General features: G+C 68.7%; 19 protein-coding genes. 9 read left to right on the top strand and 10 right to left on the bottom strand.

All coding sequences use genetic code 11. The annotated features are described in order from the left end of the window. Window positions 1-57: 57 nt before the first annotated feature. The 4 genes from NGM07_RS01670 to NGM07_RS01685 all read right to left on the bottom strand — a co-directional run bounded on the left by NGM07_RS01670 (window position 58) and on the right by NGM07_RS01685 (window position 2,829). Window positions 58-645 (bottom strand): DUF7524 family protein, encoded by a 588-nt coding sequence (locus tag NGM07_RS01670; protein WP_253515867.1) that lies wholly within the window; start codon window positions 643-645, stop codon window positions 58-60. A 42-nt stretch (window positions 646-687) separates the two neighbouring features. Further along, window positions 688-879 (bottom strand): methytransferase partner Trm112, encoded by a 192-nt coding sequence (locus tag NGM07_RS01675; protein ID WP_253515870.1) that lies wholly within the window; start codon window positions 877-879, stop codon window positions 688-690. A gap of 121 nt (window positions 880-1,000) precedes the next feature. After that, the gene (locus tag NGM07_RS01680) at window positions 1,001-1,246 is read right to left on the bottom strand and encodes a UPF0058 family protein (protein ID WP_253515872.1); all 246 of its coding nucleotides are present in this window, start codon (window positions 1,244-1,246) and stop codon (window positions 1,001-1,003) included. Window positions 1,247-1,464: 218 nt separating this feature from the next. Continuing rightward, a complete protein-coding gene (locus NGM07_RS01685; RefSeq protein WP_253515874.1) occupies window positions 1,465-2,829 on the bottom strand; it encodes an adenylosuccinate synthase in 1,365 nt (454 codons plus the stop codon). Between the two features lie 242 nt (window positions 2,830-3,071). Here NGM07_RS01685 and NGM07_RS01690 point away from each other — a divergent pair, with 242 nt between their 5' ends. Next, the gene (locus NGM07_RS01690; protein ID WP_253515876.1) at window positions 3,072-3,377 is read left to right on the top strand and encodes a hypothetical protein; all 306 of its coding nucleotides are present in this window, start codon (window positions 3,072-3,074) and stop codon (window positions 3,375-3,377) included. 20 nt (window positions 3,378-3,397) lie between these two features. Here NGM07_RS01690 and NGM07_RS01695 read toward each other — a convergent pair whose 3' ends face one another. From NGM07_RS01695 to NGM07_RS01710, 4 genes are all read right to left on the bottom strand, one after another. Continuing rightward, complete coding sequence (locus NGM07_RS01695; RefSeq protein WP_253515878.1) at window positions 3,398-5,755, bottom strand: DUF7527 domain-containing protein; 2,358 nt, start codon at window positions 5,753-5,755, stop codon at window positions 3,398-3,400. 337 nt (window positions 5,756-6,092) lie between these two features. Then, window positions 6,093-6,371, bottom strand: coding sequence for a UPF0058 family protein (locus NGM07_RS01700; protein WP_253515890.1), 279 nt, complete (start codon window positions 6,369-6,371; stop codon window positions 6,093-6,095). A gap of 68 nt (window positions 6,372-6,439) precedes the next feature. Next, window positions 6,440-6,658 carry a ribbon-helix-helix domain-containing protein gene (locus NGM07_RS01705; protein WP_253515893.1) on the bottom strand — a complete coding sequence of 73 codons (219 nt, stop codon included), beginning with the start codon at window positions 6,656-6,658 and terminating at the stop codon, window positions 6,440-6,442. A gap of 220 nt (window positions 6,659-6,878) precedes the next feature. Next, window positions 6,879-7,166, bottom strand: a complete 288-nt coding sequence (locus NGM07_RS01710; protein WP_253515897.1) for a hypothetical protein — start codon at window positions 7,164-7,166, stop codon at window positions 6,879-6,881. A gap of 199 nt (window positions 7,167-7,365) precedes the next feature. Between NGM07_RS01710 and NGM07_RS01715 the strand changes: the two genes are divergently transcribed. From NGM07_RS01715 to NGM07_RS01730, 4 genes are all read left to right on the top strand, one after another. Continuing rightward, a complete protein-coding gene (locus tag NGM07_RS01715) occupies window positions 7,366-7,962 on the top strand; it encodes a sulfite oxidase-like oxidoreductase (protein WP_253515900.1) in 597 nt (198 codons plus the stop codon). Window positions 7,963-8,020: 58 nt separating this feature from the next. Further along, window positions 8,021-9,391, top strand: a complete 1,371-nt coding sequence (locus NGM07_RS01720; RefSeq protein WP_253515902.1) for an isochorismate synthase — start codon at window positions 8,021-8,023, stop codon at window positions 9,389-9,391. 33 nt (window positions 9,392-9,424) lie between these two features. Beyond that, a complete protein-coding gene (gene menD / locus NGM07_RS01725) occupies window positions 9,425-11,224 on the top strand; it encodes a 2-succinyl-5-enolpyruvyl-6-hydroxy-3-cyclohexene-1-carboxylic-acid synthase (RefSeq protein WP_253515905.1) in 1,800 nt (599 codons plus the stop codon). A 191-nt stretch (window positions 11,225-11,415) separates the two neighbouring features. Further along, window positions 11,416-11,796 (top strand): DUF7522 family protein, encoded by a 381-nt coding sequence (locus NGM07_RS01730; protein WP_253515913.1) that lies wholly within the window; start codon window positions 11,416-11,418, stop codon window positions 11,794-11,796. Between the two features lie 21 nt (window positions 11,797-11,817). Here NGM07_RS01730 and NGM07_RS01735 read toward each other — a convergent pair whose 3' ends face one another. Next, on the bottom strand, window positions 11,818-13,008 hold the full coding sequence (locus NGM07_RS01735) for a pyridoxal phosphate-dependent aminotransferase (RefSeq protein WP_253515916.1): 1,191 nt from the start codon (window positions 13,006-13,008) through the stop codon (window positions 11,818-11,820). Between the two features lie 262 nt (window positions 13,009-13,270). Between NGM07_RS01735 and NGM07_RS01740 the strand changes: the two genes are divergently transcribed. Further along, entirely contained in the window at window positions 13,271-14,167 is an 897-nt protein-coding gene (locus NGM07_RS01740; RefSeq protein ID WP_253515919.1) for a 1,4-dihydroxy-2-naphthoyl-CoA synthase, read from the top strand. 109 nt (window positions 14,168-14,276) lie between these two features. On the opposite strand, the gene NGM07_RS01745 is transcribed toward NGM07_RS01740, so the two are convergent. Beyond that, window positions 14,277-15,104 (bottom strand): YihY/virulence factor BrkB family protein, encoded by an 828-nt coding sequence (locus tag NGM07_RS01745; protein WP_253515922.1) that lies wholly within the window; start codon window positions 15,102-15,104, stop codon window positions 14,277-14,279. A gap of 149 nt (window positions 15,105-15,253) precedes the next feature. Here NGM07_RS01745 and NGM07_RS01750 point away from each other — a divergent pair, with 149 nt between their 5' ends. Genes NGM07_RS01750 through menE form a run of 3 tightly spaced genes read left to right on the top strand, consistent with a single transcriptional unit; the run spans window position 15,254 to window position 18,832 of the window. Further along, complete coding sequence (locus tag NGM07_RS01750; RefSeq protein ID WP_253515925.1) at window positions 15,254-16,189, top strand: 1,4-dihydroxy-2-naphthoate polyprenyltransferase; 936 nt, start codon at window positions 15,254-15,256, stop codon at window positions 16,187-16,189. Window positions 16,190-16,191: 2 nt separating this feature from the next. Continuing rightward, window positions 16,192-17,280, top strand: a complete 1,089-nt coding sequence (locus NGM07_RS01755; RefSeq protein ID WP_253515927.1) for a mandelate racemase/muconate lactonizing enzyme family protein — start codon at window positions 16,192-16,194, stop codon at window positions 17,278-17,280. Next, a complete protein-coding gene (gene menE, locus NGM07_RS01760) occupies window positions 17,273-18,832 on the top strand; it encodes an o-succinylbenzoate--CoA ligase (RefSeq protein ID WP_253515930.1) in 1,560 nt (519 codons plus the stop codon). The genes NGM07_RS01755 and menE overlap by 8 nt, the downstream gene beginning before the upstream one ends. Window positions 18,833-18,917 lie beyond the last annotated feature (85 nt).

The raw sequence follows: 18,917 nt of genomic DNA on the forward strand, positions 1-18,917 counted from the left end.
TCGCCCGCGCGTGAGCGCGGGCGACCGCGAACTGCATCGCGCTGGCGGCGACGCGGGCTACCGAACGAGCAACACCGCGGCCGCGACGACGCTGGCGAGGACCGCCAGCGCGCCCAGCAACACGGTGGCGCTGTTCGCGACCGAGGCGGCGCTTCCGGCGGCGACGACGGCCAGCAGGCCCAGAACGAGCACGGGCGCGTTCCGCCGGACCGCGTCGAGTCCCGGAAGTTCGAAGCCCGCCTCCTCCTGGTCGTCACCGTCGCCGGCGTTCCGACGTCGGGGCGCGGAGAGCGACTCGTCGACCGCCACGGCGTCGGCGCGTTCGTCGGGTTCGACCACGTCGACGTCGACGTAGTCGGTTTCCGCGCCGTGGCCGGTGACGATCTTCAGTCGGCCCTCGACGGGTCGGGGACCGTCGCGGACTTCGACGGTCACCTGTCGGGTCGTGTCGGCGGCCACGTAGTGGTTGTTCGCCGGAATGGTGGCGACCCGCGAGAGCGCGTCGTCCAGGTGGAGGTGGACGTGGACGGGCGCGTCGCCGTTCTTGAGCAGGATGGGAAAGGAGTCCGTCGTCTCGAACGTCGCGGGCGTCCGGATGTCGTGAAGGCGCTCTTCGTTCAGGTCGACGGACAGACTCTCTGACACGGCTATCGAGTACCTCAAACGGAGAGTAGAAAAAACTTCACCTCAGGCTTCGGCGTCGCGCATGTCCGGCGGCAGGAGGTTCGGGATGCCGTCCTCGATGGGGTAGGTTTCGCCGCACTCGGTGCAGGTGAGCGTCCCGTCGAGGACTTCCTCTTCGTTCGACTCGACCACGTCGAGTTCGAGTTCGTGTTTGTCCAGCGGACAGCAGATGATGTCCATCAGCGACTCCTTCATGGCCTCACGTGTGGGCGGCCGGGTCAAAAGCGTGACGGGTTCGACCCTGACCGCGGGCGAATTCGGACGACTCCCGACGAATACGAGACGCCTCGTGTCGCCTCGTCCGACCGCCCGGACGTTACGCCTCCTGAAGCTCCGCGTCCCGGTCGGACTCCTCGCCGTCGCGGACAGATGCCGCGATACCGCCGGCAAGGAGGCGTATCGCCGCCTCGTGGTCGTCCTTGGGCAACTGAATCTGGTACGGACCGACCTCGCTTCGCTCGTACTCCGCCAGCGAGTCGGCGGCGAGGTCGCGGCGCGCATCTAGGTGTTCGTGGACCGTTGCGAGCAGCGCGTGCAGGTAGATGAGCTCGACTTTGCGCATGCTTCGTGGCGGGTTTCGCCGGTGGACTCCGACGGAGCCGTCGCTCCGCGCAAGACCGTCACCACTCCCCGACAACCCCGACTACCATGGTGGGGCCGCAGGTCCTTAACGTCTGTTGGACGAGCAAGGACAAGTTCGGGTCGCAATGAGAGTCCAGGTTTCTGACGGAAGTTCGAAGAACGGCGGAAGATTCGGAAAACGAGCGAAGAGTGGGGACGTTACTCGAAGGGGTCTTCGACCACGACCGACTCCTCGCGGCCCGGTCCGACGCCGACGGCGTAGACGTCGGCATCGAGTTCGTCGCTCACGTACTCCAGGTAGGCCCGGGCGTTCTCGGGGATGGCGTCGTAGCCCTCCTCGACCACGGCGCTCCAGTCGGTGTCCTCCCACCCGTCGAAGCTCCGGAAGTTCGGTTCACAGCGGCTCCAGCGCTCGGTGGTCGCGGGAATCGTGAATATCTCCTCGCCGTCGAGGTCGTAGCTGTGGCCGACCTTCACCTCGTCGAGGCCGGAGAGCACGTCGACGTGGTTGACCGCCAGGCCCGTGAACCCGTTCGTGCGCGCGGAGTGGCGGAGCATCGGCATGTCGAGCCATCCGACCCGCCGCGGGCGCCCGGTGACGGTGCCGTACTCGCCGCCTTCCTCGCGGATGTACTCGGCGAGTTCCTCGTCCTCGCCGCCGCCCTGCTCGTCGTAGCCGGGGGTGTCGCCTTCGACGCCGCCGAGTTCGGTCGGCAGCGGGCCGCTGCCGACCCGGGTGAGGTACGCCTTGACGATGCCGACGATTTCGCCGCCGCCGACGACGCCCGGCCCGAGGCCGGTGCCCGTCGCGGCCCCGCCCGCCGTCGGGTTCGAGGACGTGACGTAGGGGTAGTTGCCGTGGTCGATGTCGATGATGGTGCCCTGCGCGCCCTCGAACATCACGCCCTCGCCGGCGTCGATGCGGCCGGCGAGGAACTCGCCCGCGTCGACGGTCATGTTCTCCTCGGCGAGGCGTTCGCCGTAGCGCTTGTACGTATCGTACAGCGTGGCGATGTCGAACTCCTCGCCCGTCTCGACGCCGAAGACGTCCTCGGCGAGCGCGCGCTTCTGGGGGACGACGTACTCCAGTTTCTCACGGAGCACGTCGGCGTCGAGCAGATCGCCGACGCGGATGCCCCGGCGACCCATCTTGTCCTCGTAGGTAGGTCCAATGCCCCGGCCGGTGGTCCCCACCTTCATGTCCGAGTCGCTCTTGACGTCCTCCTCGATGCCGTCGAGGACGCGGTGGTACGGGAGGATGACGTGCGCGCGCCGGGCCACGCGCACGTCGGGGTTCAGGCCCCGCTCTTTCAGGTCGTCTATCTCGTCGAACAGCGTCTCGGGGTTGACCACGCAGCCGTTGCCGAGGACGCCGACTTTGCCTCGAACGGCGCCGCTCGGAACGAGCGAGAGTTTGTACTCCGTACCGTCTTCGACGACGGTGTGGCCGGCGTTGTCGCCGCCCTGATAGCGCGCGACGACGTCGGCGGCGTCGCCCCAGAGGTCGACGATGCCGCCCTTCCCCTCGTCGCCGAGTTGCGAACCGACGATGGTTACGGTCATTACGGCGAAGGGTTCTCGGGCGCTCCCTAAACCGATTACGGTCTTTCGGCCGAATGAATACATGAACGTGTACACTTTCTGGGACGCGTCCGTCGTCGTTCTGCATCTTCGAGTACACTTCCGGCCGAGACGTAAGCCAGAACTGTTAACTACTATCATCAGTAACACTCGTACACTGTCTCGCGGTTCACCGCCGACCGACAGCAACTTTTAAAAGTCTCTAAGACAAGTTAACACGTGCCATGATAGATAGACTTGAGAAGGAAGTCGATATGTTGGAGCGTCATCTGCAGGTGCTGAAGATGGTCATCGAGAGCGAACCCATCGGCATCGTGAAGATGTCGAACGAAACCGGCTACCCCCACCACAAGGTTCGGTACTCCCTCCGGGTCCTCGAAGAGGAGAACCTCATCGAGCCCTCGAGCCAGGGCGCCATCACGACCGAGCGCACCCAGGAGTTCGTCGAGGAACTCGACGGCAAGATCGACGAGATCAACGCGACGCTCGGAGAGATGAAGATCGGCGAGTCCCCGGAAGCAGAGAGTTAAAACGCCGAACGCGCGGAGTCCTATAGCTCCGGAACGTTCAGGTGGAAGCCGCCGCTGCGCGATTCGACCAGACAGAGGTGGTACCCCTGTTTGCGGGAGAGCTTCACGAAGCTTTCTCTCTTCTCGCGGCTGAGTATCCCGCCGCTAGTCGCGCTCTCGGCGGTTTCGAGCGCTTCGGGTTCGAAGAAGCTCTCGGTTACCTGGAACGAGCCGGCGAGTTCGCCGTGAGCGCTGGCCACGCCGGTCGAGGCGTCGACGAGCGACCCCATCATCTCGCCGGTCGTCGGGTCCCGACTCCCGTTGAGGTCGGCGACGACCAGCGGGTTGCCCATCCGGTCGCGCATGATGACGTCGAAGGACTCCTGGCGAGTGCCCTCCTCTTCGTCGCCCGCGCTCACAGCCCCGTGGAGGTCGACGCGGTCGATTTTCGGAATCGACTCGTAGAGGTCGCGCAGTCCGCCGCGGTGGCCGGTTTCGCGTATCTCGTACAGCAGTTCCTCGACCACCCACGAGGCGAAGCGGTACTCGAACGAGTCGTGGAGGAACGCCTCGAACTCCTCGCCGTCCACGGCGACGTCCTCGGCCTCGAACTGGGTGTGGTGTTCGAGACGGAGGTTCTCGTTCACGTCCGACGCGTCGACGTGGCCGGCGGCCGCCTCGTCGAGCGTGGCCTCGCCCTTCGAGCGGTAACGGACGAAGAGGTTGGTCCCGTCGAACGCCTGCGCACGGCTGAGTTGCCGGGCCGCCCCGCCGGCGGCGTCGGCCTCCGTGGCCTCGAGTCGGGATTCGAGGCGCGAAACCTCCTGGCGGAGCGCGTCGCGCTCGCGTTCGAGTTCGTCGCGCTCGGACTGGACCTTCGAGACGCGGGCCTGGAGCTGTTCGACCTGCTGTTCGCGCTGCTGGAGTTGCGAGCGTAGCTGTCGGCGCTTCTCGTCCGACGCGTCGTCGTTGGTCGAGCGGGCCGACGCGGGTCGGTCGTCCGGCCGCGACGAACGCCGGTCGTCGCTCGCCGAGCGCTCGCCGCCGGAGTCGGCCGTGGTCGAGCGCCGTGCGCTCTCACGTTCGGCCGCCCGACCGGTTGCGCCCGACGACCGTCCGGAGGTCGACCGACCGTCGCGGGACTGCCGGTCGGTCTGTCGGCCCTTCGTACTCGTCGCGCTCGCCGCGCTCGCACCGGCCGCGTCGCCCGACGCGCCCTCGGACTCGTCCTTCGACGCGCTCCGGTCGGGGTTCAGCGACGGGATGGTGGTCGTCTGGCGCCACTCCTCCTCCTCGTCGAAGGCGCCGGCCGCGGCGTCGTCGTCCTCGGCGACCGCCTCCTCGGCGGTCGCCGACTCTTCGACCGTAGTCGTCTCGTCACGGGCCGGCGCTGCGGTCTGCTCGGCGGCCGTCTGGACCTGGGCACTCGCGCCGGCGCTCGCGTCGGCCGTCCGCGCGTCCGACGTACTCGCCTCGCTCGCGCCCGCGTCAGCCGACTCCGCGCCCGTTCGACTCACCTCGGCGGGTTCGCGCCGGGGCGATTCGGTCGCCGAGTCGGCGGCGTCGGTTCCGACCGGCGTCGTTTCGGCCGCCGGGTCGGACTCGGCCTCCGCGATGGCGTTCGTCGCGCCGGCCGACGGGTCGGGGTCGGCCGTCGCGGCGGCGGGCGAAGACGACCGGTCGCGCGTCGCGCCCGGTCCCGAATCGCTCCTCGCCCGCGGTTCCGGGTCGGCGTCGGGTTCGAGGCCGTCGGAGGCGGGTTCGGACGCGGGGCCGGACGGCGCGGCGCGGTCGTCCGAAGCGTCGGCGTCGGGGTCCGCCGCGCCGGTCGGTTCGGGGTCGTCTTCGGTCGCGTCTTCGGGTTCGGGTAGGTCGAGCACTTCGAGGTCCACGTCCCGGACCTCGTAGATGCCGACCTCGTCGTCGGCCCGGTCGAAGGCTTCGTCGCCGGTGACCACCTGCTCGCTCGCGCCGACGAACGCCACGCTCATCGAGCGCCCGCCGTAGTAGGCGACGTAGTAGTCGCCGCTGAGGACGTTCTCGCTGAGTTCGACGTAGCCCGTGAAGTTGCCGTCGGTCAGCGTCCCGTCGGCCTCCGACAGCGGCGTGTCGTTCGTGTAGTACTTCGCCCGGGTGTCGCCGCCCCGTTCCTGCATGCTGAAGAGCAGCGGGAGCGAGGGGTGCGGCGCGGCGTAGGCGGTGCCGTCGGCGTCCTCGAAGTCCTCCAGCGAGCCCTCGTGGACGCCGATGACCCGACCGTTCAGCATGAAGAGCCACGCCCCCGCGGCCTGCACCGCCCCGGAGAACTCCCCGTCCGAGAGTTCTCGGAGGCCGGCGTACCCCCCGGAGACCGGTCGGGAGTTCCAGCTATTTATCTGTTCGACCGTGCGCGTTTCCATAGTACGAGGGTATCACAACCCGTTCAAATATCTTACGCCCCAAACGGCCCGAATCGCGGGCGAACGGTCTACAGAGTCGAAATTTTCACAAACGAGAGTGGTCTGAAAAGCGTCAGGTTGCGAAACCGTACCGTGCTACCCGTTCTCCCGGCCTACGGGGTGCGAACGTGCCGGATTCGCGCGAGAGATAGCAGACGTGTATGCGAAGACGAACTCGGACGCGGAGACGAGAGTGACGAACCGCGGGCGCGATGCGCCTCGCGCCCGCGTGGACCAAAGGTCCTCGCGGAGACGGCGCGCTCTCGGTCGTCTCCGTCGCGGGGTCGAAAAATCGGATTCAGATCTTCTGCTCGGCGTCGTCGGCCAACTCCTGCATCCGCTTGCCGATACGTCCCGCCTCGCTGAACTCGTCGTCGCTCATCGCCGTCGCCAGCGCGTTGCCGAGGACGAAGACGGCGTGCTTGTGCTCGCTCTTGGATTTGTGGACGTGCGAGGGGTCGACGTCGAGCTGTTCGTACGGGTCGAAGAGGCCGTCGGTCACGTCCTCGCGGTCTTGGAAGTACTCCATGATGAGCACCATCTCCTCGTGAAGCTCCAGAAGTTCGTCTTTGTGCATGTTCGTGGGTAGGGAGGTATCGGGTTTAAGGATTTCTGAGAACGGTTCCCAAGCTGAGATGAGAGGTGTTAGAAGACGTACTCGTCCTCGTGGCCCATCATGCCCTCGTCTTCGAGGCCGGGTTCGCGGTCGTCGTTATCCATCGGGCCGCTGGTCTTGTAGGCTTTGAGTCCGGTCGAGAGGAGGTCCTCGATGGCCTCTTCTCGGTTGACGAACTCGCCCTGCTCCACCATCTGGGCGATCTGCATTTCGAGGTGCTCCGGAATAGTTATCTCTACCTTCGGCATTGGAACATTGGACGCTTCGGGAGGGGTGTTCTTAAGTCTGACGGGGTGCAATATCCGTCTAGAAAAACGATTTCTTCCACTTTTACAACGAAGTTTCTACGAACACTATTTTTTGCTCGCTGAACGCGAAGTACGAAGGGCGCTGAAACCCCGTCAACGAACGGTTACGCCTTTTACTTCGCACTTCGAAAACGACGGTAGTTCCGCTTCGGCGCGCAGTCTACCGACTGCGGAGCATCTTCTCGATGGAGTTGACGATGTTGCTCGGGCCGACGGACATCATCTTCTGCTCCATCCGCTTCTGGTTGAAGTAGCTGGCGAACGCCAGAATCGTCGGCGGCCACAGGCCGACGAAGATGCCCTGCATCCTGTTACCGCGGACGAAGAACTGGTACCACGACAGGAGCACCGACCCCGCGGCCGCGAGTATCGCGGGGTCCGTGGTTGACTCTTCGGCCGCCTCGACGCTCGCCTGCTCGTTCGCCGTCCGCTGTTGTTGCATTGCCATTGCGGCCCGTGATTGGGGTAGCGCGTCCTTTGTTATTCAGTCGATGGATTCGGGTATCGTGGAGTTCGGGGAGTACGACGTCGTTACCGGGACCGAAACGAGTCATTGGACCGGACGACCGGGGGTCGCTATCGTCCTCCGGCGACGGTCGTCGCCCGCAGTCGACACACCTACTTGCGTCGGTCGCCCACCGTGTGACATGAGTGTCACGGACGTTACCGACCTCTACGAGGAGTTCGGCGACGAGCGCCTCCCGCCGGGTCAGCGAGAGACGAAGAAGTTCCCCGTCCTCTCGAAGGGTGGAACGCCCGAGTGGGACCCCGAGACGTGGGAGTTCACGGTGACCGGCGCGGTCGAGAACGAACTGTCGCTGTCGTGGGAGGAGTTCACCGACCTTCCGAGCGAAACCCAGCGCCAGGACTTCCACTGCGTCACCGGGTGGAGCAAGTTCGACTGCGAGTTCACGGGAGTCACCTTCCCGACGCTCGCGGAAGAGGCGGGCGTCGCGGACGACGCGGTCCACGTCATGTTCTCCGCGCTCGACGGCTACACAACGGACCTCCCGCTCGATGACTGCGACCGCGAGGAGGTCGTGTTCGTCTACGACTTCGACGGCGAGTCCCTCCCGCGCGAGCACGGCGGGCCGCTCCGGGCCGTCACGCCCCACAAGTACGCCTACAAGGGTGCCAAGTGGGTCGACGGCGTGGAGTTCCTCACCGAACCCGAACGGGGCTACTGGGAGAAGCGCGGCTACTCCGACACCGCGAACCCGTGGAACGAAGAGCGGTACAGCTGATATCGCGCCAGCGACGATATAGTTAGACTGAAAGCCACCGCGTCCGGAGTTCGACTGAATGGAGTCACCGCCCCGCGACGGACAGGTGTCGGCCGAACCGACCGGCTCCGCCCTCGTGAGTCGGACCTGCGAGTTACCGGAACACGCGGCGCAGACGACGCGCGCGTTTCTCGCGTCCCGGGAGTCTCCGCGGATCTTCTGGGCGAGTCCGTACGGTCCCGAACTCGCCGGCGGCGGGACGGCCGCCCGCATCACGGCCGACGGCTCGGACCGCTTCGACGAGATTCGGGCGGCCGCCGCCGACCTCTTCGCCGGTCTGGACTACGACGGGCCGGACCTGGCCCGCCCGCGACTGTTCGGCGGCTTCGCCTTCCACGACTCGCACCGGGCGGCCCCGCCGTGGCGGGGTTTCCCCGGCGCGACGTTCCTCCTCCCCAGAATGCAACTCGTGCGCGCCGACGGCGAGGCGTGGCTGACCGTCTCGGCCCGCGACAGCGCGCCCGAGGAGGTCGAGGCGGCGCTGGAGAACGCAAAACGGTCCATCGAGGGGAGTTCGCCGTCCGGCGCGTCGGCTTCCGACGCGCCGGACGGCGAACCGCCGGGCGTGGTCGGGACCGAACCCACCACCTCCCGCGAGGAGTGGGCCGAACAGGTCCGCGCGGCGGTCGAGCGCATCCGGGGCGGCGAACTGTCGAAGGTCGTCATCGCGCAGGCGCTCGCGGCGACGCTCGAAGCCCCCGTCTCGGTCCCCGACGCGCTCGAACGCCTCGGCGAGTCGTACCCCGACTGCTTCCGATTTTTCGTCGAACCGACCGCCGAGGCCGGGTTCTTCGGCGCGACCCCCGAGCGACTCACCACGCTCCGCGGCCGAACCGTCGAGACCGAGGCGCTGGCTGGGTCGGTCGGCCGGGGCGGGACCCCCGAGGAGGACGCCGAACTCGAAGCCAGCCTCCGGGAGAGCGAGAAGATGATACACGAACACGAACTGGTCGGCCGGACCATCCGGGACCAACTCGCGCCGCTGGCCGGCGAGGTCCGAGTGGGCGACCGCCGGGTGCGAAAGCTGGCGAACATCCAGCACCTCTGGACGCCCATCGAGGCCGACCTCGCCGTCGACGACCACGTCCTCTCCATCGTCGAGGCGCTCCACCCGACGCCCGCAGTCGGCGGCGTCCCGCCGAGCGCCGCCCTCGACGCCATCCGGGAGACCGAGACGTTCGACCGTGGGTGGTACGCCGCGCCGGTCGGCTGGTTCGACGCCGCGGGCGACGGCACCTTCGCGGTCGGCCTCCGCTCGGGCGTCGCCGAGAGCGACCGGGTGACGCTGTTCGCGGGCAACGGCATCGTCGGCGACAGCGACCCCGACGCCGAGTACGAGGAAGTGCAACTGAAGTACCGGCCGATTCTCGACGAACTGGAGCGGCGGTGAGACGATGACGGGCCCAGCGGAGGGAGTTGGACGATGACCGCTCCGAACCGCAACACCCTCTGGGCGCGGACGTTCGTCGCGGAACTCGAAGCCGCCGGAATCGACGCGGTCTGTCTCGCGCCCGGCAGTCGCTCGACGCCCCTGACCGTCGCGTTCGCCGAGAGCGACCTCGCCGTCTTCTCTCATCTCGACGAGCGCTCGGCCGCCTTCTTCGCGCTGGGACGGGCCAAACGCACCGGGAAGCCGACGCCGGTGGTCTGTACGTCGGGCACCGCCGCCGCGAACTTCCACCCGGCGGTCGTCGAAGCGAGTCAGGCCCGCGTGCCGATGCTCCTGCTGACCGCCGACCGGCCGCCGGAACTCCGGGACAGCGGCGCGAACCAGACCGTCGACCAGGAGAAACTCTACGGCGACGCCGTGCGCTGGTACGCCGACCTCGCAGAACCCGAGGCCGACGACCGCAAGTTGCGGTACCTCCGGACGACCGCGGCCCGTGCCGTCGCGGAGGCGACCGGCGTCCCGGCGGGGCCGGTCCACCTCAACTTCCCGTTCCGGAAACCGCTCGAACCGACCGAGGTACCGGGCGACGTGCCCGAGGACTTCGCCGACGCACATCCGCTCGCGGCCGAGGGCCGCGACGGGCCGTTCGTCCGGACCGCGCGGGGTGCGGCGGAACTCGACGCGGCGGACCTCCAAGAGGTCCGCCGCGCGCTGGCCGACGCCGAGCGCGGCCTCGTCGTCGTCGGCCCCGCGGACAACCCCGCGCCCGACCGCGACGCGCTCGCGGCGCTCGCCGACGCGACCGGCTTTCCGGTGCTGGCCGACCCGCTGTCGGGCCACCGGTTCGGTCACGGGAGAAACGGCGACGGCGCGCCTCTCGCGGTCGGAGGCTACGACGGCTACCTCGATGCGGTCGCCGATGCGTGGCCCGACCCCGACGTCGTAGTGCGCTTCGGCGCGTCGCCGACCTCGAAGGTTCTGCGGAACTACCTCGAAGCGGCCGACGCCCGGCAGTTCCTCGTCGACCCCGCGGGCGGGTGGCGCGAGGCGACCTACACCGCGACCGACCTACTGGTGGCCGACCCGACGCGACTCGCCGAGCGAGTCGCGTCGGAACTGGACTCGGCGGGGTCGGCGAGTGCCGGAGACGCGGCCGACGCCGGAACCTCGACCTGGCGCGACCGCTTCGCCGACGCCGAGGAAACGTACTGGTCGCTCGTGCGCGACGCGCGCGCGGAGCGCCTGTTCGAGGGCGGCGTCCTCTCGACCGTCGCGGCGCGACTGCCGGACCCGGCGACCGTGATGGTCTCGAACAGCATGCCGGTCCGGGACCTGGACCGCTTCGGCGAACCGCGCGCGGCCGACGTGACGGTGCTCGGTAACCGCGGCGCGAGCGGCATCGACGGCATCACCAGCACCGGCCTCGGCGCGGGGAGCGCCACCGACGACCCGCTCGTAATCGTCACGGGCGACCTGGCGTACTACCACGACATGAACGGCCTGCTGGCGCTGGCGCGATGCGGCGTCGACGCGACCATCGTGGAGGTGAACAACGACGGCGGCGGCATCTTCCACATGCTCCCCATCGAGGAGTTCGACCCGCCGTTCACCGAGCAGTTCCGAACGCCCCACGGCCTCGACTTCGAGGCGACCGGCGACCTCTACGACTTCGACTTCGAGCGCGTCTCGGACCTCGACGCGCTCGCCGAGGCGTTCGACGACTCGGTGGCGAGCGACGGGACGCAGGTGCTCGAAGTCCGGACCGACGCCGCGGAGAGTCACGGGTTCCGCGACGAACTCGCCGAGCGCGTCGCCGACGCACTCGGCGAGTGAGTCTGCGGTGTAGTTCGGCGTCGCGAATCCGCAGAGGTGCCTGCGCGGTAAATCTGCGCGAAGAGAACCGCCACACCGCAGGTCGAAACCGACCGGACCGCCGCCGGGCGGCGGTCCGGTCGGCCTGATTATGACGGGTGATAATTCGGCCAAGATTGATATTTTCCGACCGTCAACCGGCAACGAGAACGATGTCACCGAGTCGCTCAGAGACGTTGACCGACTTCCTCCGAAACCGCGTCGGCGACCACCTGCGAAGCGTCCTCTACTACGACGAATCGGGCGGCGAACTGCTCTACATCCGCGACGACGTCGCCGACCGCTACTCGAAAACCGAGGTCGCCGACGTCGAACGCGACGTCCGCCTGGAGGCGGTCGACAAACCCCACCAGGAGGACCTCTACGACCACGGCGCGCTGAACGCGACGGTCCGGTGTTTCGACGACGCCGTCGAGATGCACTTCCCCCACGACGAAACCAGCGGGACCGCGGTGGCCCTCGACGGCGAAGTGTTCGCGATCCACAACACGTTCGTCGGCAAGTGCATGGAGCTGATGGACGACGAGGAGTAGCGACGACCGGAACTCGGGGAGCTACCGGCGCTCGTCCCGGACCATCTCCTCGATGCGGTCCATCCCCTCCTCGATGCGGTCGAGCGAGTTGGCGAAACTGAGCCTGAGGTAGCCCGACCCCGCCTCGCCGAACCCCTCCCCGGGCACCGCGACGACGCCGTACTCCGAGAGCAGGCGCTTCGCGACGTCGAAGCTACTTCCGGGCAGGTCGCTCACGTCGAGGAAGGCGTAGAATGCCCCCTCGGGCCGCGCGCACGAGACGACCGGCGCGTCGGCGACCCGCTCGACCACGTAGTCGCGGCGCTCCTCGAACGCCGCCTTCATCTCGGCGGTCGGCTCCTGCGGACCGGTCAGCGCGGCGAGCGCGGCGTGCTGGCTCACGCTCGACGCGCAGGCCGACATGCTCTCGCCGAGGTGGGTGACCGCCTCGACCACCGACTCCGGGCCGGCGAGCCATCCGAGTCGCCACCCGGTCATCGCGTAGGTCTTCGAGCAGGAACCCACGGTCAGCACGCGCTCGGGGTGGTCGACGTAGGACGCCGCGCCCCTGAACTCGCGGTCGTAGGTCAGTCGGCCGTACACCTCGTCGGCGATGACGTAGGCGTCGTGGTCCGCCGCGGCGTCGACGACCGCCCGAACCGCGTCCTCGTCGAACACGCGCCCGGTCGGGTTCGAGGGCGAGGTCAGTACCACCGCCGCGGTGTCGTCGGTGATGGACTCGGCGACCAACTCGGGGTCGAGGTCGAACCCCTCGTCGGCGGGCAGAGGGACCTCGACCGGCGTCGCGCCGGCGATCTGGGCCTGGTTGACGTAGTTGGGCCACGCAGGCGTCGGGACGACCACCTCGTCGCCCGGTCCCGCCAGCGCCAGAATCGTCAGCGCCAGCGCCTCCATCGCGCCGTTCTTCACCGTCACCTGCTCGGGCGTCACCTCGACGTCGTCCTCTCGGGCCAGCGTCTCCGCGATGGCCTCGCGGAGTTCGGGGATGCCGGCGTTCGAGGTGTAGTGAGTCTCGCCCTCGCGCGCGGCGCGCTCGGCCGCGTCGAGGACGTGTTCCGGCGTGTCGAAGTCGGGTTCGCCGACTTCGAGGCGTACGATATCGCCGGTCTGCTCCTCGGCTAACCCGAACATCAGGCGGATGGTCGAGCGGTCCATGTTCCGGGCGCGGTCGGCGAGTCGCGCCGCGGAGGTCTGCCGATTGGCGTCGGTCATGGAGATACGCACGGAACGTTCTCTCAAGTAAGTTCGTCCCCCGGAAAGGGAGAACTCTCTGAAGCGGATCGATGGAAAACGGTAGATATGGCTTTCGAGGAGTTTTCGGTTACTGTTGCTGCTGTCGTTCTTGGTAAGCAGGTGAGGGCAGTCCAAACGTTCTCTCCCAGTTCGCGACTTCACTCGGGCGATATCCGGAAGCGTTCTCCCACCGTCGGGTCGTTCGGGAATCTTTTTCCTCACACCGCCCCGACTCCGACGCATGGTATCCGAACTCTTCGACCCCGAGGCGTGGACGCCCGTCGAGGACTGCGACTTCGACGACATCACGTACCATCGCGCGGTCGACTCGGGCACCGTCCGAATCGCGTTCGACCGCCCGGAGGTCCGCAACGCCTTCCGACCCAAGACCGTCGACGAACTCTACGACGCGCTCGACCACGCCAAGCGCCAGACCGACGTCGGGTGCGTGCTGCTGACCGGCAACGGCCCCTCGCCGAAGGACGGCGGGTGGGCGTTCTGCTCGGGCGGCGACCAGCGCGTCCGGGGTGACGAAGGCTACGAGTATCAGGGTGAGGACGGCGAAACCGACCGCGCCGCGAAGGGCGGCCGCCTCCACATCCTCGAAGTCCAGCGGCTCATCCGCCACATCCCCAAGCCCGTAATCTGCGTCGCGCCCGGGTGGGCGGTCGGCGGCGGCCACAGCCTTCACGTCGTCTGCGACATGACCGTCGCCAGCGAGGAGCACGCCGTCTTCAAGCAGACCGACCCGGACGTCGCCTCCTTCGACGGCGGGTTCGGTTCCGCGTACCTCGCCCGGCAGGTCGGCCAGAAGAAGGCCCGCGAGATATTCTACCTCGGGAAGAACTACGACGCCGAGGAGGCCGCCGAGATGGGCATGGTCAACGAGGTCGTCCCCCACGAGGGCCTCGAAACCGTCGCGCTGGAGTGGGCCGAGGAGATAAACGGCAAGAGTCCGACCGCCATCCGGATGCTGAAGTACGCCTTCAACATGGCCGACGACGGGATGGTCGGCCAGCAGGTGTTCGCGGGCGAGGCCACTCGCCTGGCCTACATGACCGACGAAGCCAAGGAGGGCCGCGACGCCTTCGTGGAGGGACGGGACCCCGACTTCGACGAGTTCGACTGGCACTACTGAATCCGATATCTAACCGCAAACCCGACCACGGCGCCCGGCGCTCCGCCGCGGCGGAGCGCCGGGCGCCCGCGCCTCTCCCGCTCACCAATTCTCTCACTCGTCCATTCTCTCACTCGCCCAGTTGCTCGCGCGAGCGGTGCAACACGGCGTTGAGCGTCGCTCCCAGCAGGAGGACGAACCCGCTGAAGTAGAGCCACGTCGCCAGCACCAGCACGCCGCTGACGACGCCGAACACGTTCGAGCGGGCCACGAACGTGACGTAGAACCGGAACAGCGCCTGGAGGGCGGTCCAGCCGACGGCGGTGAACACCACGCCGGGGAGCACCTCGCGCCAGCCGAGCGAAATCTCGGGAAAGACGTAGAACATCGGGTGGAACGCCAGGGTGAGTCCGACTACAAGCGCCGCGGCGCGGATGGCGCCGACGAACGGCACGCCCTCGGGGAAGACCACCGAGGGCCACGTCGCGGCGATGGCGAGCACGGCCGTTCCGAGCACCGCCAGCACGACGAAGGCGTCCCGGAGCTGGTTCGGGAGGTTGCCGCCCCGCTCGACGCCGTAGAGTTCGGTGAACGCCTTGTCGAGGCCGTTGAACACGGCGAACGCGCCGAACCCCAGGACCAGCACCCCGACGACGGAGTTGCCGGTGTTCTCGACCGCGTTTCGAACGGCCTCGCGGACCAGGCCACGGGCGTCGGCCGGGACCTGGTTCGCGGTAACCGCGAGGAGGCGGTCGGTCAGGTTCGGATTTCCGACCACGGTCGCGACCACTGCGAGCAGGAACAGTAGCGGCAGGAGCGAGACGAACGCCTGGTAGGCGATCGCGCCCGCCATGAACGGGACGTCGGCCGCCAGCGCGCGCCGAACCACCGACCGTCCCAGCGCGACCGGCCGGCGGAGCGAGGCGGTCGCGGTGCCGGTTTGGCTCGCGTCGCTCATGTCGTTCCGTACGGTCGCGCGCTCCTTCCGAGTTGTGCCCGCTCGCCGGTCGAGGAGTCCTCGGGTACCGCGACCGACCGACGCCCGCGGGCGGTCCCGGCCCGCCGAAACCACAGACGCTATTGTCTCCGTTTCGTAACGATGGGACAATGAGCGACGTCGCAACCCACTCCCGCCGCGAGGCGTGGCTGATGGCCGCCCGGCCCCACACCCTGCCGGCGGCGGCCGCGCCGGTCGTCGTCGGTACCGGCCTCGCCGTCCACGCGGGGAAGTTCGCCGCGCTGCCGGCGCTGGCCGCCTTCGTCGGCGCGGCACTCATCCAGATCGGGACGAACTTTGCGAACGACTACTACGACGCCGTCAAGGGCGTCGACACTGACGAGCGCGAGGGGTTCACCCGGGTCACACAGACCGGCCTCATCCCGCCGAAGGAGGTCAAGCGCGCGATGTACGCCACCTTCGCGCTCGCGATACTCGTCGGAACGTACCTCGTCTGGGTCGGCGGCCTGCCCATCCTCGTCATCGGACTCGCGAGCGTGATTTCTGGCGTCGCCTACGCGGGCGGTCCCTTCCCGCTCGGTTCGCACGGCCTCGGCGACCTGTTCGTCTTCGTCTTCTTCGGCGTCGTCGCCGTGATGGGCACCTTCTACGTCCAGGCGGCCTCGCTCGTCGCGGGCGTCCCGGCCGGGATTCCTGCCGGCACGGTCACGCTCGCGGCGTTCGCCGCCAGCCTCCCGGTCGCCGCAATCTCGACGAACATCCTCGTGGTGAACAACGTCCGGGACCTCGAAACCGACCGACAGGCGGGCAAGAAGAGCCTCGCGGTCATCGTCGGCTACCGGGCCAGCAGGGTCGAGTTCGTCGGGATGCTCGCGCTGGCTTACGCCGTCCCGTTCTGGTTCTGGCTGAGCGAGGGCTACTCGCCGGCCGTGCTCCTGCCGCTCCTGACGATACCCTACGCCGTGCGCGTCACGAAGACCGTCCTGACCGACGCCTCGGGCGAGGCGCTGAACCCCGCACTCGAACGGACCGGAAAACTGCTCGCGGCCTACTCGTCGCTGTTCGCGCTCGGCCTGGCGGTGTGAACGTGCGAGCGACCACCCGACCCTTCTCGCTCCCGCTGGCCGAACCGCTCGGGACAGCGAGGGGTCCAATCGAGCGCCGGGAGGGCCTGCTGGTCCGCCTCGAATCGGAGGGTTCCGCGGCGGTTCCGGCGGGCGTCGGTGTCGGCGAGGCCACGCCGCTCGCGGGGTGGACAGAGTTGCGCGAGGCGTGCGAGCAGGCGCTCGACGCGGCCGCGAGCGACGTCGAGTCGGGCGCCGACCCCGACGACCTGCTGGCCGACCTCGACGACGCCCCGGCGGCGCGCCACGCGCTGGACCTGGCGCTGGCCGACCTGTGCGCCTCGGCCGAGGGCGTCCCCCTCTACCGGTATCTCGGCGCACCGTCGCGCGTCGAGTCGGTCCCGGTCAACGCCACCGTCGGTGACGGGTCGGTCGAGGAGACGGTCGCGGCCGCGCTCGACGCGGTTTCGGCCGGCTTCGACTGCCTGAAGCTGAAGGTCGGCGCGCGCGACCTCTCGGCCGACATCGCGCGTGTCGAGCGCGTCTGCGACGCGCTCGACACGCGCGCTAATGAGGTCGAAGGGGACAGCGAACCCGAACGCGAAATCGAACTCCGCGCCGACGCCAACGGCGCGTGGTCCTTCGGGCAGGCCCAGACGTTCCTCGACGCGGTCGGCGACGACCTCTCGTACGTCGAACAGCCCTTGGCCGCGACCGACATGGCGGGACTGGCGGCCCTCGACGGTCCGGTCGCGCTCGACGAGACGCTCGCCGAAGTCGCCTTCGAGGACGCGCTCGACGCGAATCCCGCGGCGGTCGTGCTGAAGCCGATGGCGCTGGGCGGCCCGCGCCGGGCGGTCGAACTCGCCGAGCGTGCCCGCGAGGCGGGCGTCGCCCCGGTCGTCACGACCACCGTCGACGCCGCGGTGGCTCGGACCGCCGCGGTCCACGTCGCGGCCGCGATACCGGACCCGCCGGCCTGCGGCCTCGCCACCGCCGAACTCCTCGAATCCGACCTGGTCCCGGACCCCGCGCCGGTCGGCGACGGCCGCGCCGCCGTCCCTCAGGGAAAGGGCAATGGAACTCCGGACACCCTAAGCGAGTATGAGTAACGAGCCACCGAACGACACCGCCGTCCCGCGCGGGCCGACGCCGGAGTCACCGGCCCGCGAGTGCGCTCGCGACTGGCTGACCCACCAGACGCGGTCCTCGCCCGACGCGACCGCGCTCGTGGAGGCGTCCGACGGCCGCGAGTGGACGTACGCCGAACTCGACGTCGCGGTGGAGGAGACCGCCGGACTGCTCGCCGGCATCGGCGTCGACGAGGGCGACCACCTCGGGGTGCTGATGGAGACGCGGGTGGCGTTCGTCAGACTCGCCCACGCCACGATGCGCCTCGGCGCCGTCCTCGTCCCGCTGAACGCGCGACTCGCCCGGCCCGAACTGGCCCGGCAGGCCGAGATAGCCGACTTGGACGCGCTGGTCTGTGGACGCGACACCGAGGACGACGCGGTGGCGGCAGTCGAGGCGGAGGAGATTCCGGTCGCGTCGGTGGACTCGGCCCACCGGGGGAACGTCGTCGCGCTCGCCCGCGAGAGCACCGCCGACTTCGACCCGGCAGAGTGGTCCCGGGACGACCCGCTGGCGATGCTGTTCACCTCCGGGACCACCGGCGACCCGAAGGCGGTCGTACTCACGATGGGCAACTTCCGGGCGAGCGCGACCGCCTCGGCGTTCCGACTCGGACTCGACCCCGACGAGCGCTGGCTGCTCTGCCTGTCGATGTACCACATGGGCGGACTGTCGGTCGTCCTCCGGTCGGCGCTGTACGGCACCACGGTCGTCCTCCAGGAGGGCTTCGACGCCGCGGCGGCGGCCGACGCGATAGGCGAGTACGAGGTCACGGGCGTCTCGCTCGTGCCGACGATGCTCCGACGGATGCTCGACTCGGCCGGGCGACTCGCCGACTCGCTACGGTTCGTCCTGCTCGGGGGCGCGCCCGCGACAGAGCAGTTGCTCGACCGCTGCGAGGAACTTGGCGTGCCGGTCCACCCGACCTACGGCATGACCGAGGCGACCTCCCAAATCGCGACCGCCCGGCCCGCCGAGGCGTTCGACCACCCCGGCACCGTGGGGCGGCCGCTCCTCTGGACCGACCTCTCGGTCGTCGACGACGACGGAAACGCCGTGTCTGCGGGCGAGGTCGGCGAACTCGTCGTCTCCGGCCCGACCGTGATGCGGGGCTACTACGACGACCCCGCGGCCACGGCGGAGGCGTTCGGCGAGTACGGACTGCACACCGGCGACGTCGGCTTCCGCGACGAGGGCGGCCGGGTCTGGGTGCTGAATCGGCGCGACGACCGCATCGTCACCGGCGGGGAGAACGTCCACCCCGGCGAGGTAGTCGAGGCACTGCGCGACCACCCCGCCGTCAGGGACGCCGCGGTCGTCGGCCTCGACGACGACGAGTGGGGCGAGCGCGTCGCCGCGCTGGTCGTCCCTGCTGGCGACGCGGCCCTCACCGGCGACGACCTCGTCGCGCACTGCCGCGACCGACTTGCAGGCTACAAGTGTCCGCGGACCGTCGCCTTCGCCGACGAACTCCCCCGGACCGCGTCGGGCACCGTCGACAGGGAGACGGTCCGCGAGCGCCTCCGAGAGTGAGCTTCGAGCGTTCGGTGGTTTCGCCGCCTCGATTTCGATTTCCCGCACGTCGAGGTCCGGTCCCGCCGGCAGACGCCGGCGGGAC

Origin of the sequence: Halorussus vallis (genome assembly GCF_024138165.1) — an archaeon.
Classification (GTDB): Archaea; Halobacteriota; Halobacteria; order Halobacteriales; family Haladaptataceae; genus Halorussus; species Halorussus vallis.

Coding starts and splice junctions, on each gene's coding strand:
- NGM07_RS01675 (WP_253515870.1), bottom strand. CDS start 879: ATGAAGGAGTCGCTGATGGACATCATCTGCTGTCCGCTGGACAAACAC.
- NGM07_RS01715 (WP_253515900.1), top strand. CDS start 7,366: ATGAGTGTCACGGACGTTACCGACCTCTACGAGGAGTTCGGCGACGAG.
- NGM07_RS01710 (WP_253515897.1), bottom strand. CDS start 7,166: ATGGCAATGCAACAACAGCGGACGGCGAACGAGCAGGCGAGCGTCGAG.
- NGM07_RS01700 (WP_253515890.1), bottom strand. CDS start 6,371: ATGCACAAAGACGAACTTCTGGAGCTTCACGAGGAGATGGTGCTCATC.
- NGM07_RS01705 (WP_253515893.1), bottom strand. CDS start 6,658: ATGCCGAAGGTAGAGATAACTATTCCGGAGCACCTCGAAATGCAGATC.
- NGM07_RS01680 (WP_253515872.1), bottom strand. CDS start 1,246: ATGCGCAAAGTCGAGCTCATCTACCTGCACGCGCTGCTCGCAACGGTC.
- NGM07_RS01750 (WP_253515925.1), top strand. CDS start 15,254: ATGAGCGACGTCGCAACCCACTCCCGCCGCGAGGCGTGGCTGATGGCC.
- NGM07_RS01685 (WP_253515874.1), bottom strand. CDS start 2,829: ATGACCGTAACCATCGTCGGTTCGCAACTCGGCGACGAGGGGAAGGGC.
- NGM07_RS01695 (WP_253515878.1), bottom strand. CDS start 5,755: ATGGAAACGCGCACGGTCGAACAGATAAATAGCTGGAACTCCCGACCG.
- menE (WP_253515930.1), top strand. CDS start 17,273: ATGAGTAACGAGCCACCGAACGACACCGCCGTCCCGCGCGGGCCGACG.
- NGM07_RS01720 (WP_253515902.1), top strand. CDS start 8,021: ATGGAGTCACCGCCCCGCGACGGACAGGTGTCGGCCGAACCGACCGGC.
- NGM07_RS01745 (WP_253515922.1), bottom strand. CDS start 15,104: ATGAGCGACGCGAGCCAAACCGGCACCGCGACCGCCTCGCTCCGCCGG.
- NGM07_RS01735 (WP_253515916.1), bottom strand. CDS start 13,008: ATGACCGACGCCAATCGGCAGACCTCCGCGGCGCGACTCGCCGACCGC.
- menD (WP_253515905.1), top strand. CDS start 9,425: ATGACCGCTCCGAACCGCAACACCCTCTGGGCGCGGACGTTCGTCGCG.
- NGM07_RS01690 (WP_253515876.1), top strand. CDS start 3,072: ATGATAGATAGACTTGAGAAGGAAGTCGATATGTTGGAGCGTCATCTG.
- NGM07_RS01730 (WP_253515913.1), top strand. CDS start 11,416: ATGTCACCGAGTCGCTCAGAGACGTTGACCGACTTCCTCCGAAACCGC.
- NGM07_RS01740 (WP_253515919.1), top strand. CDS start 13,271: ATGGTATCCGAACTCTTCGACCCCGAGGCGTGGACGCCCGTCGAGGAC.